This window comes from Acidovorax sp. GW821-FHT09B03 (genome assembly GCF_059418305.1).
The window spans coordinates 338555-351770 of the sequence record NZ_JBWKPP010000001.1 but is presented as its reverse complement, the minus strand read 5'-3'; the positions used below and the strand labels follow the sequence as shown (position 1 = coordinate 351770).

The window sequence follows — 13216 nt, the reverse complement described above, 5'->3', positions numbered from 1 at the left end:
AGCGGGGCGGTGGTCATGCGGTGTAGTCTGCCAGCAGGCGCGCATAGTGGCCGGTGGCCACCAGCAGCAGGTCGCACAGTTCACGCGCAGCGCCATCGCCGCCGCGGGCGGCGGTCACGTAGTGGGCGTTCTGGCGCACCTCGATCTGGGCGTTGGCCGGGGCGCAGGCCAGCGCGCTGCGGCGCATCACCGGCAGGTCGGGCCAGTCGTCGCCCATGGCGGCGGCCTGCGCCCAGGACAGGCCCAGCCCGGCCAGGATGGCCTCGGCCGCGGGGCGCTTGTCCTCGGTGCCGAAGACCGCATGCTCCACACCCAGGGCTTTGAGGCGCACGCGCAGCGGGGCCGAGTCGCGCCCGGTGATCACGGCCGGCGTGATGCCGGCCTTCTGCAGCAGCTTGAGGCCGTGGCCGTCCAGGGTGTTGAAGCGCTTGATGGTTTCGCCGGCGTCGGTGAACAGCAGGCTGCCATCGGTGAGCACGCCGTCCACGTCGAAGAACGCCACGCGCACGCCCTGGGCGCGCAGCAGCAGCTCGGGTGCGAAGTTCAGGGCCGGTTGCACGGAAAGGGGGGTCGCCATGGCTCAGATCACCTTGGCGCGCATCAGGTCGCCGATGTGCACCACGCCGACCAGCGCGCCGGTGGCGTCCACCACCAGCACGCTGGTGATGCTGTGGGCCTCCATGAGCTCGGCCGCGTCCACGGCCAGGGAGTCCGGCGCAATGCGCCGGGGTGAGGGGTGCATCACCTCGGCCGCCGTGGCGGCGCGCAGGTCGGCACCGGCCTCGATGCGCCGGCGCAGGTCGCCGTCGGTGAAGATGCCCAGGATCTGGCCGGCCGGGTCCACGATGGCCGAGGCGCCCAGGCCCTTGGCGCTCATCTCGCGCATGAGCTCGCTGAAAGACGCCTCGGGCGCCACGCGCGGTACATCGCTGCCCGAGCGCATGACGTCGCTCACATGGGTCAGCAGCTTGCGGCCCAGTGCACCACCGGGGTGCGAGCGCGCGAAATCCTCGGGCCGGAAACCGCGCGCGTCGAGCAGGGCCACCGCCAGCGCGTCGCCCATGGCCAGCTGCGCCGTGGTGCTGGCCGTGGGGGCCAGGTTCAGCGGGCAGGCCTCGCGCTCCACGCTGCAGTCGAGCACCAGGTCGGCATGGCGCGCCAGCGTGGAATCGAGGCCGCCGGTCAGGGCCAGGAGCGGAACGCCCAGGCGCTTGAGCACCGGCAGGATGGCCGTGAGCTCGCCGCTTTCGCCGCTGTTGGAGATGGCCAGCACCATGTCGTGCTCGGTCACCATGCCCAGGTCGCCATGGCTGGCCTCTCCGGGGTGCACGAAAAAGGCCGGGGTGCCGGTGGAGGCCAGGGTGGCGGCGATCTTGCGGCCCACATGGCCGCTTTTGCCCATGCCCATCACGACCACGCGGCCGCGGATGGACAGCGCCATCTGCACGGCGTTGGCAAAGCGTGCATCCACGCGGGCGGCCAGCCCGTTCAGGGCGGCGGCTTCGATGTCGAAGGTTTCACGGGCCAGGCGCAGGGCCTGCTCGGCATCGAAAGGGGGAAGTACGGCGGTCATGCGCGAGATTCTATCGACCGGCCTGCCCGGGCTCGGATAGCATCAGCCTATGTCCTCACTCGCCCTCACCCTGCTCTACCTGCTGGCTGCAGTGCTGGGCGTGGTGGTCTGCCGCAGCCTGAAATTGCCGCCCATGCTGGGGTACCTGGCTGCGGGCGTGCTGATCGGTCCCCACGCGCTGGCCCTGGCGCAGAACTCCGAGGGGGTGCGCCACCTGGGCGAATTCGGCGTGGTGTTCCTGATGTTCGCCATCGGGCTGGAGTTCAGCCTGCCCAAGCTGCGGGCCATGCGCCGCCAGGTGTTCGGCCTGGGGCTGATGCAGGTGGTCGTGACCATGACCCTGGCCACCGGTGGCTCGCTGATCCTGGCCCAGTTGCTGGGCGGGGTCTGGGAGATGGGCTGGCAGACCGCCCTGGCCCTGTCCGGGGTGATGGCCATGAGCAGCACGGCCATCGTGGTCAAGCTCATGGCCGAGCGCGCCGAGCTCGAAAGCGAGCACGGGCGCAACGTCATGGGCATCCTGCTGTTCCAGGACCTGGCCGTGGTGCCGCTGCTGGTGCTGATCCCGGCCCTGGGCTCCTCGCCCGACAAGCTGCTGGTGGCGCTGGCCTGGGCCCTGCTCAAGGCCACGGTGCTGGTGGGCCTGCTGCTCACCGGCGGCCAGCGCGTGATGCGCTGGTGGCTGACCCTGGTGGCGCGCCGCAAGAGCGAAGAGCTGTTCATGCTCAACCTGCTGCTCATCACCCTGGGCCTGTCCTGGCTGACCGAGGTGGCCGGCCTGAGCCTGGCGCTGGGGGCCTTCATCGCCGGCGTGCTGGTCTCCGAGACCGAGTACAGCCACCAGGTGGGCACCGACATCCGTCCCTTCCACGACGTGCTGCTCGGGCTGTTCTTCATCACCATCGGCATGATGCTGGACTGGCACATCCTGGTCGACCGCTGGGGCCTGGTGCTGGCGCTGCTGGTGGTGCCGATCACGCTCAAGCTGGTGGTCATCCTGGTGCTGGCACGCGGCATGGGGGCCACCACGGGGATCTCGCTGCGCACCGGGCTGTACCTGGCGCAGGCCGGCGAGTTCGGCTTCGTGCTGCTGTCGCTGGCCCAGACCAACAACCTGGTGCAGCCCGCGCTCATGAACCCCATCCTCGCGGCCATGGTGCTGTCCATGTTGGCCACGCCCTTTCTCATCATGTATGCCAACCGCATCGTGATGAAGCTGGTGGCCAGTGACTGGCTGCAGCAGTCGCTGCAGATGACGACCATCGCGCGCAAGTCCATCAACTCGAGCAAGCACGTGATCATCTGCGGCTATGGCCGCTCGGGCCAGAACCTGGCGCGCATGCTGGAGCACGAGGGCATCCCCTACATGGCGCTCGACCTGGACCCGGACCGCGTGCGCCAGGCCGCCGCCGCCGGCGACTCCGTCGTCTACGGCGATGCCACGCGCCTGCAGGCGCTCATGGCGGCCGGCCTGGTGCGCGCCAGCGCCGTGGCGGTGACCTACGTCGACGTGCCTGCCGCACTCAAGGTGCTGGCCAACACCCGCTCCCATGCGCCACAGGTGCCGGTGGTGGTGCGCACCCAGGACGACCTGCACCTGGACAAGCTGCGGGATGCCGGCGCGACCGAGGTCGTGCCCGAGGCCATCGAAGGCTCGCTGATGCTCGCCAGCCATGCCCTGGCCCTGGTCGGTGTGCCCATGCGCCGCGTGCTGCGCCTGGTGCAGGACCAGCGCGATGCGCGCTACAACCTGCTGCGCGGCTACTTCCACGGGGCCGACGACGACACCGTCAACGAGCGCGACCAGGAGCGCCTGGCCACCGTCACCCTGCCGTTGGGCGCCAAGACCCTGGGCCAGGCGCTGGGCGAGCTGGCCCTGCCCGCCATGGGCGTGCGCGTGGTCAACCTGCGCCGTGCCAACGGCCATGTGAGTGCTGCGGTGGACGATGCGGCGCTGGCCGAGGGCGACACGCTGGTGCTGTCGGGCCACCCCGCGGCGCTGAGCCTGGCCGAAGCCAAGTTGCTCAAAGGCTGACAGGCCGGATCAACCGGGCTGCAGCGCCTCTGCGGGGCCGGGCCGCCCGAAGAGATAGCCCTGGAACTGCTGGCAGCCGTTGCGCAGCAGGAAGTCGTGCTGGCCCTCGGTCTCCACCCCTTCTGCCACCACGTCCAGGCCCAGGCTGTGCGCCAGCGCGACGATGGTGCAGGCAATGGCGGCGTCGTTGGGGTCGGTGAGCACGTCGCGCACGAAGCTCTGGTCGATCTTGAGCTGGTCCAGTGGCAGGCGCTTGAGGTAGGCCAGCGAGGAGTAGCCGGTGCCGAAGTCATCGAGCGAGAAGCCCACGCCCAGGTTGCGCAGCACCTGCATCTTCACGATGCTCTCCTCCACGTCTGTGAGCAGCAGGCTTTCAGTCAGCTCCAGCTTGAGCCGTCCGGGGTCGGCACCCGTGGTGTAGAGCGCCTGCAGCACCTGGGGCACGAATTCGGTATGGCGGAACTCCTGCGCGCTCACGTTCACAGCCACGGTCCATGCCTGGGTGGCGCTCTCGCGGTTCCAGCGTGCCAGCTGCTCGCAGGCCAGGTGCAGCACGCGCTGGCCCAGCGGCAGGATCAGGCCGGTCTGCTCGGCCAGCGGGATGAACTGCCCCGGCGGCACCATGCCGCGCTGCGGGTGCTGCCAGCGCACCAGGGCCTCGGCGCCCATGACCTGGCCTGCGGCGTTGACCACGGGCTGGTAGTGCAGCAAAAACTCGTTGCGCTGTATGCCCTGGCGGATGTCGCCCTCCAGTGCCGAGCGCGCCGTGGCCGCCGCCTGCATGGCGGGGTCGAAGAAGCACAGCGTATTGCGCCCCTGGGCCTTGGCCTGGTACATCGCCAGGTCGGCCCGCTTGAGCAGTTCGTTGACGGGCTGCTCCCGGTCGTGGAACAGCGCGATGCCGATGCTGGGCGTGCTGTGCAGTTCGCTGCCATCCATGTCGTAAGGCTCGTTGAGGGCCTGCAGCACCTTCTGCGCCACGGCCTCCGATTCGACGGCGGCCCCGGTCTCCTCACTGCTCAGGCCCTGCAGCACCACCACGAACTCGTCGCCCCCCAGGCGGGCCACGGTGTCGGTGGCGCGCACGCTGGCACGTAGGCGGGTGCCCACCTGCACCAGCAGGCGGTCGCCCCACTCATGGCCCATGGTGTCGTTGATGCCCTTGAAGTTGTCCAGGTCCAGGAACAGCAGGGCGCCATGCTGGCCGTCGCGCTCGCAGGCCGTCGCCACGCGCTCCAGCCGGTCCAGCAGCAGGCGCCGGTTGGGCAGCTTGGTCAGTTCGTCGTAGAAGGCCAGGCGCTGGATCTCGGCCTCGGCGCGCTTGCGCTCCGTGATGTCTCGGGCCAGCCCGCGGTAGCCCGTGAACTCGCCCTCGGCATTGAAGATCGGCTCGCCGCTGATGGACACCCAGATCGGTTCGCCCTGCGCCGACATGCGCTGGATCTCGAAATTGCGGAACACCTGGCGCTGCGCGAGCTGCTCGCGGTGCGCGCGCCACTGGCCCTCGTCGGCGAAGGTGTTGGGCAGCTCCCAGCGCGTGAGCCCGAAGAGCTGGTCGTCGCGCAGGTCCATCTTGTTCTGCGGGCTGCCCTCGATGCGCACGAAGCGGAACTCGGCATCTTGTTCCCAGTACCAGTCGGAGGACAGCTGTGTGAGGCTGCGCCAGCGCGCCTCGCTCTCGCGCAGGGCCTCCAGCGCACCCAGGTAGTCGGTCACGTCGGTGAAGGTGCGCACGCGGCCGCCGTCTTCCAGCGGGCGTGTGCGGACCTCGATGAAGCGGCCGTTGACCGTGCGCCGGATGTAGCTGTCCGGCATGGTCAGCTTGCCGCCATGCGCAGCGTACTCGGCACCCACATAGTCCCGCGCCTTGGATTCGATCAGCTGAAAACTGGTACCGAAGTCCCCGCGCTCGGTCTGGAAGCGCACCACCTCCTCCACCCGCGGCTCGCCCGCGAGCAGTTCATCCGGCAGGTTCAGCAGCTCCAGGTAACGCTGGTTGTAGACGCGGATGCGGCCCTCGCCATCGACCTTGGTGATGCCTTGCGACACGCTGGCCAGCGTGCTCTGCAGCGCCCGGGTCTTTTCGGCCAGCAGCTCGCTGGTGCGCGCCAGCTCCTCCTCCACCTGGCGGCGCGCCAGTTCGGCGCGGCGCGCCAGCTCCAGTTGGCCCACGGTGCTCAGCAGCGGCTGCAGGAACTGCACGTCGGCCGTGGTGTAGCCCTCGGGCCGGTTGGCCAGGCCCACCACGGCGACGAGCTCACCCGAGGCCAGGATGGGCAGGCCCAGGTAGGAGACCACGGGGGCATGCCCGGGCGGCATGCCGGCGCTGCGGGGGTCGCCTGCCGCGTTGTGGACGATCACCGGCTTTTCGGTCTGCATCGCCTGGCCGGGCAGGGAGTCGAGGTCGTCGAAGACCCGGCCCTCCTCCGCGTCCCGGGTGTGGCGCGCACGCGTGGCCTCGTCCCATTCCAGGTCGGTCACGGAGTGCATGCGCAGGAAGGGCCGGCCCTCGGCCGTGCGCTGCACCTGTCCGACCAGCCCGAACCGGCTGCCGGTCAGCTCCATGAGCTCGTGCAGCAGCGCGTCGAACGCCGCGCGCGGTGCCGAGCTGGCAATGAACACGGCCTGCGCGCGCGAGATCGCCTGCAGCAGGCGGTGCTGGCGCGCCAGCATGGCCTCGGCGGCGCGCCGGGCGCGCACGCTGCTGCTGCGCTCGAGCACGGCCTCGATCTGCGCGGGCAGGGCCAGCAGGTAGTTGCAGCCGGGATCGCGGATGGTGAAGTCGGCAAAGCCATGGCGCATGGCGTGCGCCGCCTGCGCGTCGGCCCCGGCGTCGACGATGATCAAGGCCGGGATGCGCCCCATGCGCTCGAGCACGTCGTAGGCCGAGCCGTCCTCGAAATGCTGGCAGACCAGCAGGATGTCAGGGGTGTGGTCCTGCAGCCATGCCTGGGCCTGTGCCAGCGAGGGTGCCACCTCGACCCGCCAGCCCAGCCAGGGGTCCACCAAGGCCTCGACCAACGCCCGTGCGTGCTCCCGGTCGTCTTCGATCAACAGGACGGAGATGGGCATGGCCGATCTGGTTTTTCCAGGCAAGGAATGGCAGCCTGCATACCGCAGGGGTAACGATGACCCATTATGGGTCAGCATTCGGGGCTTGCGGCCCGCCAACCCCGGGGGGCTGGTGTTTACACTCGCCCCCTTTGTGCCATCCACCCCACACCCCATGCAGCCCCTCAGCGTCAACCAGTACCTGCGCCAGCACATCCGCACCGTGCCCGACTGGCCGGCACCCGGCGTGCAGTTCCGCGACATCACGCCGCTGCTGCAGGACCCCAAGGTCTTTCGCGTGTTGATCGATGCCTTCGTGCACCGCTACATGGACAAGGCCCTGCGCCCCGACGTCGTGGCCGGGCTCGATGCGCGCGGCTTCATCCTGGGCGCGGTGGTGGCCTATGAACTCAACGTGGGCTTCGTGCCGATCCGCAAGAAGGGCAAGCTGCCCTTCACCACGGTGGAGGAGACCTACGAGCTCGAATACGGCAGCGCCACGGTGGAGCTGCACACCGATGCCGTGAAAGCCGGCGACCGCGTGCTGCTGATCGACGACCTCATCGCCACCGGCGGCACCATGATGGCCGGCCGGCGCCTGCTCGAAAAACTCGGCGCCACGGTGACCGAGGGCGCGGCCATCGTCGACCTGCCCGAACTGGGTGGCTCGCAGCGGCTCAAGGAATCGGGCCTGCCGCTGTTCACCCTGGTCGACTTCGCCGGGCATTGAGCCCGGCGCGTCAGTGCGCCAGGGCGTAGGCGGCCAGTACCTGTTGCGCCCACCGGGCAAAGTGCCTGCGCATGCTTGTCAGGCGCCTGCAGGGATGGCGCCGTCAGCACTGGCCTCGCGGCGGCGTGCTGCACGGTCCCAGGCCTTCTCGTGGAAAAAGAAGGCCACGGCCTGCACCGTGGGTTCGAGCAGGCTCAGCGTGATCGATGCCCAGAGGTTGCCCGTGACGGCATAGGCCACCATGGCGGCCACGCTGATGTGGATCAGGTAGTAGCTGCCGGTCTTCATGAGCATGGTCTTGTTCTGCTGGGCGATCTGGCGGAGGCGGGCCATGGTGGATTCCTTTCTTTCATTCGTGTGGCAGTGCCACCGGTCATGAAATGGTAGGCATTCTCAATAGCTGTGGCCAATTGAGTTCGGCTAGTCTTAGCATTGAAACTATTGATGACCAGGCTTTGCCTAATGCCCCGCCACACCGTTAATTCCGTCACGCAGTGGGGAATCAAAATGCCCTTGGCGGCGCCAACCCCGTTGCTATGATGGACATCTTTTCAACTGCGGCAACGCACTAGGGAGCAGACATGGCCCTCATGGACTTCATCAAGAAACAGTTCATCGACGTCCTTCAGTGGACCGAGGACGGCGACGGCACGCTTGCCTGGCGCTTCCCCATGAGTGGCATGGAAATCCAGAATGGCGGCACGCTGGTGGTGCGCGAGTCGCAGATGGCGGTGTTCGTCAATGAAGGCAAGGTGGCCGACGTCTTCGGCCCAGGCACCTACAAGCTCACCACGCAGACGCTGCCGGTGCTGACCTACCTGAAGAACTGGGACAAGCTCTTCGAGTCGCCCTTCAAGAGCGATGTCTACTTCTTCAGCACGCGCCAGCAGATCGACCAGAAGTGGGGCACGCCCCAGCCCATCACCATCCGCGACAAGGACTTCGGTGCGGTGCGCCTGCGCGCCTTCGGCAACTATGCCTTCCGCATTGCCGACCCCAAGCTGTTCCACACCGAGATCTCGGGCACGCGCGATGTCTATCCCGTGGGCGACCTCGAAGGCCAGCTGCGCGGCCTGGTGCTGCAGAACATCAGCAACGCGATTGCCGGCAGCGGCCTGCCCTTCCTGGACCTGGCGGCCAACCAGGTCATGTTCGCCGATGCGCTGACCAAGGAACTCGCGCCGATCTTCGCCAAGCTGGGCCTCCTGATCGAGAACCTCACGGTGCAGAACGTCTCGCTGCCCGAAGAGCTGCAGAAGATCCTCGACCAGAAGATCGGCATGGGCATGGTCGGCAACGACATGGCCAAGTTCATGCAGTACCAGACGGCCCAGGCCATCCCCAAGTTCGCCGAGAACAGCGGTGGCGGCAGCGGCATCGCGGGCGATGCCATGGGCCTGGGGGCCGGCGTGGCGCTGGGCCAGGTGATGGCGCAGAACCTGCAGCAGGGCCTGCAGGGTGGCGGCAATGCGGCACCGGCTGCCGCGGCGGCGGCTGCCGTGTCCTCCGGCGTCAAGCCCGAGGACGTGATGGCCACGCTCGAGAAGCTCGGCGAACTCAAGTCCAAGGGCATCCTCACGCAGGAGGAGTTCGACGCCAAGAAGTCCGAACTGCTCAAGAAGCTGATCTGAGGCCGGCGCAACCTACCTTCGCTACCGGCGCCTCGGGTGCGGGCGGCAGCGGGCTGACGGGCCCCTGCTCTGCCGCACCTGGCCGCCCTTGGCAACGCCCGAATGGCCACTGACCCTACACAGCGTTCCTACCGTGCGCCCTGTCCGGGCTGCGGCGCGCCGGTTGAATTCCGCAGCGCGCAGTCCACCCACGCCGTCTGCGGCTACTGCCAGAGCACCGTGGTGCGCAGCGGCGACGTGCTGCAGCGCGTGGGCAAGATGGCCGAGCTGTTCGACGACCACAGCCCGCTGCAGCTCATGGCCAGCGGGCGCATCGAGCTCGATGGCAAGGACATCCCGTTCACGCTGATCGGCCGGCTGCAGTACAAGACCGAGGCGGGTGTCTGGACCGAGTGGTCGGCCTTCCTGCAGGACGGGACCCTGGCCAGCCTGGGCGAAGACAACGGTGCCTACGTCTTCACGCGGCCCATGGAGGCCGGGCGCGAGCTGCCCGAGGCCAGCCGCTTTCGCATCGGCGCGACGACGGCCATTTCCGGCAAGTCGTATTCCGTCGCCTTCAGCGGCAGCGCCACGCTGATCTCGGCCCAGGGCGAGCTGCCCAAGCTGCCGCCCATCGGCCAGCCCTTCGACATGGTCGAGCTGCGCAGCGCCGATGGCGAGGTGCTCAGCATCGACTACGGCCACACGCCGCCGCACCTGGAGCGCGGCCGCGCCGTGCTGCTCGAGGACCTCAAGCTCACCGGTCTCAAGGACGAATCGGCCAAGGACGAGAAAGGCCGCCAGTTCAGCTGCCCGCACTGCGGTGCACCGGTGCAGGTGCAGTTGTCCAGCACCAAGAGCGTCACCTGCGGATCGTGCGCGAGCATCATCTCGCTGGACAGCGGCGTGGGTGGCGAGCTGCGCTCGGCCGAGCAGGACGAGCCGGTGCGCCCCATCATCCCGCTGGGCAGCAAGGGCCAGTTGCAGGGCGTGCACTGGCAGGTGGTGGGCTTCCAGCACCGCATGGGCGTGGAGCCCGGCGACGACGAGCACTTCGGCTGGAGCGAGTACCTGCTCTACAACCAGAAGCGCGGCTTTGCCTTCCTGGTCGATGCCGAGGACGGCTGGAGCATGGTGCGCCCGACCACCGGCGCGCCGCAGATGGCCGCCAGCGGCCGCAGCGCCACCTACCTGGGCACGACCTACCAGCTCAAATACAGCTACGAGGCCGAGACCACCTATGTGCTGGGCGAGTTCTACTGGCAGGTCACGCGCGGCCAGAAGACATCGAACCGCGACTTCGCGAGCGCCAAGGGCCTGTTGTCGATGGAGCAGACACCCAATGAGGTGACCTGGTCCTCGGGCGACAAGCTGGCCAGCGACACCGTGGCCAAGGCCTTCAAGCTCGAAGACAAGAAGGATGTGCTGCAGCGCGACGACCCGGGGCCCTTCGTGGCCAAATCGGGCCTGGGCTGCGGCACCATCATCATCATTGCGATCGTCATCATCATCCTGCTGATCCTGCTGAGCAACTGTTCCGGGTCGTCCGGCAGTGGTTACCGCAGTTCGGGCGGCTCGTTCGGCGGCTATTCCAGCGGCGGCGGCGGGCACAAGTAATTTATCAAGGAGCTTCCACCATGATGGGAATCGAATGGCTCAAGCCCGCGGCGTTCCTCGGGTCCATCCTGTACGCGCTGATCGGCGTCGTCATCTTCTGGCTGTGCTTTGTCATCGTCGACAAGATCACCCCCTACGACCTGTGGGGCGAGATCGTCGAGAAGCAGAACGTGGCGCTGGGCGTCGTGGTGGCCGCCATGTGCCTGGGCATCAGCATCATCGTCGCTGCGGCCATCCATTGAGGGTGGCGGTGGTGCTGGAGACCGGCCCTGCCCAGGGCATGCAGGCGCTTGTCCTTGGGAATGTAAAGGGATGAATAAGAATAATTATCGTTTGTATTAAAATGTGTACTTTCTGTTAACGGGTGCGGCCGGAGGGGCCGTGTTCGACCCACTGGAGTACACATGGCGAACAAGAACCATGCGGGCAGCACCAAGGCTGCCCGTTTTCATTTGACGGCCACCGCCGCGGCCAGCCTGCTGGCCGTGCTGGGCACCTCCCAGGCCTGGGCCCAGGCCGATGCTGCCCTGCCCGCCGTGCAGGTGACCGGCTCGCAGTACGACGCCGACGACGTGCGCCCCGAGGGCGTCACCACGGCCACCAAGACCTACATGGCGCCGCGCGACATCCCGCAGACCATCGATACGCTCGAAGTCAACAAGTACAAGAGCTACGGCATCAACGACCTGGCCGTCATGCTCGACGGCGTGCCCGGCGTGAACACCAAGTACGACATGCGCGGCGAGGGCGTGATGATCCGCGGCTTCAACGCCGACTCGGGCGACATCTACCGCGACGGCGTGCGCGAGTCGGGCCAGGTGCGCCGCAGCACGGCCAACGTGGAGCGCATCGAGATCCTCAAGGGCCCGGCCTCGGTGCTCTACGGCCGCAGCAGCGGCGGCGGCATCGTGAACCTGGTGAGCAAGCAGGCGCGCTTCGATGCCAAGAGCAGCGTCACCCTGCGCGGCGGCTCGTGGGACAACTACGGTGGCACGCTCGATATCAACAAGGTCATCAACAACCACGTGGCCGTGCGCCTGACGGCCGACCGTGAGCAGGCCGACAGCTTTCGCAGCGGCATCCGCAACAAGAACGAGATGGTCTCGCCCAGCATCCTGGTGGACACCCGCACCGGCCTGCGCTGGACGGGGCAGTACACCTACGACAACATCTGGCGCGTGCCCGACCGTGGCCCGGTCTACGACCAGCTGCCCGCGGGTGTCTCCATCCGCAAGGGCTTTGCCCACCCCAGCGACTATGTCGAAGACCGCCTGCGCGTGCTGCGCTCGGACCTGTCCTACGACTTCAACAGCGCCTGGAGCGTGCGCTGGGTGGCCAGCAAGCGCGAGGCCAGCCAGGACTTCGACCACTACTTCGCCGGCACCTACTGCAACACGGCGGGCCAGACCTCCGCGGGCGCTGCCTGCACCTGGCGTGGCCAGGTGCGGCCGAACTACGCCTGGCAGCAGACGGCCAACGAGACACTGTCCAACACCGTCGACCTGACGGGCAAGTTCAGCACCGGCGGTATCCAGCACGAGGTCCTGGTGGGCGTGGAAGTGAGCGAGGAAAAGCGCCACCCGCGCATCGGCCAGCCGGCCTCCACCTTCAGCTACGACCCGCTGCAGCCCATCGCCTGGGGCGCCAAGCCGGCCCAGGGCAACCCGACCCAGCACAACCTGCACAAGGCCGAAAGCCAGGCCCTGTACGTGCAGGACCTCATCAGCCTCACGCCCGGGTGGAAGCTGCTGGCCGGCCTGCGCTATGACCGCTTCGACTTCAACAGCACCAACCTGCTGACCAATGTGGGCCGTGGCTACGACGGTGATTCGGTGAGCCCGCGCCTGGGCGTGGTCTGGCAGCCGGTGCGCGAGCACAGCCTGTACGCCTCGTGGAACAAGAGCTACTCGCCCTACGGCGGGCGCGGCATGATCAGCGTGGATGTCTCGCCCACCGCCGTCTACGACGACGAGCCCCAGCACTCGCGCCAGGTCGAGGTGGGCGTCAAGAGCGACTGGCTGAACGGCGCGCTCTCGACCCAGCTGTCGGTGTACCAGCTCGAACACGCCAACATCCGCTACCGCCCCGACGCGGTCAACGACCCCTTCACCTGGGCCGTGCGCGGCAAGGAGCGCTCGCGCGGCATCGAGTTCAGCGCGGCGGGCCGTGTGGCTTCGTCGTGGTACGTGCGCGGCGGCGTGGGCGTGACCAGCGCCAAGGTCACGGAGGACAAGCTGCAGCCCGCATTGGTCGGCAAGTACCTGGTGGACACCGCCCTGCGCAACGGCAACTTCTTCGTGCGCTATGCGCCGCAAGGCCCGTGGTACGCGGAAATCGGTGCCACGCACACCAGCGCGCGCTGGCTCAATACCGCCAACACCTCGCGCTTGCCCGGCTATACCCGCTGGGATGCGCTGGTGGGCTGGCGCCAGGGCGTGTGGACGGCCACGGCCGCCATCTCCAACCTGCTGGACAAGGAGTACTGGCGTGCCGACGCCATGCCGGGTGCTCCGCGCAGCCTGCTGGTCAGCGTGAACTACCAGTTCTGATTCGCGCCATTTCTCTGGCATGGGCGAGGGGCACTGCCCCGTTGTGCTGAC

Annotated in this window: 10 protein-coding genes; 6 read left to right on the top strand and 4 right to left on the bottom strand. The window is 67.9% G+C overall.

The genetic code is table 11. The features are described from left to right. Positions 1-13 precede the first annotated feature (13 nt). Together AC07PA_RS01575 and AC07PA_RS01570 are read right to left on the bottom strand one after the other, a co-directional pair. Entirely contained in the window at positions 14-577 is a 564-nt protein-coding gene (locus AC07PA_RS01575; RefSeq protein WP_007856743.1) for a KdsC family phosphatase, read from the bottom strand. Positions 578-580: 3 nt separating this feature from the next. Next, positions 581-1573, bottom strand: a complete 993-nt coding sequence (locus AC07PA_RS01570; RefSeq protein ID WP_494603698.1) for a KpsF/GutQ family sugar-phosphate isomerase — start codon at positions 1571-1573, stop codon at positions 581-583. Between the two features lie 49 nt (positions 1574-1622). Between AC07PA_RS01570 and AC07PA_RS01565 the strand changes: the two genes are divergently transcribed. Then, on the top strand, positions 1623-3608 hold the full coding sequence (locus AC07PA_RS01565) for a monovalent cation:proton antiporter-2 (CPA2) family protein (RefSeq protein WP_145694040.1): 1986 nt from the start codon (positions 1623-1625) through the stop codon (positions 3606-3608). Between the two features lie 9 nt (positions 3609-3617). On the opposite strand, the gene AC07PA_RS01560 is transcribed toward AC07PA_RS01565, so the two are convergent. Further along, positions 3618-6680 carry a bifunctional diguanylate cyclase/phosphodiesterase gene (locus tag AC07PA_RS01560; protein ID WP_494603701.1) on the bottom strand — a complete coding sequence of 1021 codons (3063 nt, stop codon included), beginning with the start codon at positions 6678-6680 and terminating at the stop codon, positions 3618-3620. Positions 6681-6834: 154 nt separating this feature from the next. On the opposite strand from AC07PA_RS01560, the gene AC07PA_RS01555 reads away from it, so the two are divergent. Next, a complete protein-coding gene (locus AC07PA_RS01555; protein WP_494603703.1) occupies positions 6835-7389 on the top strand; it encodes an adenine phosphoribosyltransferase in 555 nt (184 codons plus the stop codon). 78 nt (positions 7390-7467) lie between these two features. Here AC07PA_RS01555 and AC07PA_RS01550 read toward each other — a convergent pair whose 3' ends face one another. Then, on the bottom strand, positions 7468-7722 hold the full coding sequence (locus tag AC07PA_RS01550) for a DUF2061 domain-containing protein (RefSeq protein WP_494603705.1): 255 nt from the start codon (positions 7720-7722) through the stop codon (positions 7468-7470). Positions 7723-7970: 248 nt separating this feature from the next. On the opposite strand from AC07PA_RS01550, the gene AC07PA_RS01545 reads away from it, so the two are divergent. The 4 genes from AC07PA_RS01545 to AC07PA_RS01530 all read left to right on the top strand — a co-directional run bounded on the left by AC07PA_RS01545 (position 7971) and on the right by AC07PA_RS01530 (position 13165). Next, complete coding sequence (locus AC07PA_RS01545; protein ID WP_494603707.1) at positions 7971-9020, top strand: SPFH domain-containing protein; 1050 nt, start codon at positions 7971-7973, stop codon at positions 9018-9020. 102 nt (positions 9021-9122) lie between these two features. Beyond that, positions 9123-10616, top strand: a complete 1494-nt coding sequence (locus AC07PA_RS01540) for a DUF4178 domain-containing protein (protein WP_007851024.1) — start codon at positions 9123-9125, stop codon at positions 10614-10616. A 20-nt stretch (positions 10617-10636) separates the two neighbouring features. Next, positions 10637-10858, top strand: coding sequence for a DUF350 domain-containing protein (locus AC07PA_RS01535; protein ID WP_007851022.1), 222 nt, complete (start codon positions 10637-10639; stop codon positions 10856-10858). Between the two features lie 162 nt (positions 10859-11020). Then, on the top strand, positions 11021-13165 hold the full coding sequence (locus tag AC07PA_RS01530) for a TonB-dependent receptor (protein WP_494603709.1): 2145 nt from the start codon (positions 11021-11023) through the stop codon (positions 13163-13165). Positions 13166-13216: the final 51 nt, after the last annotated feature.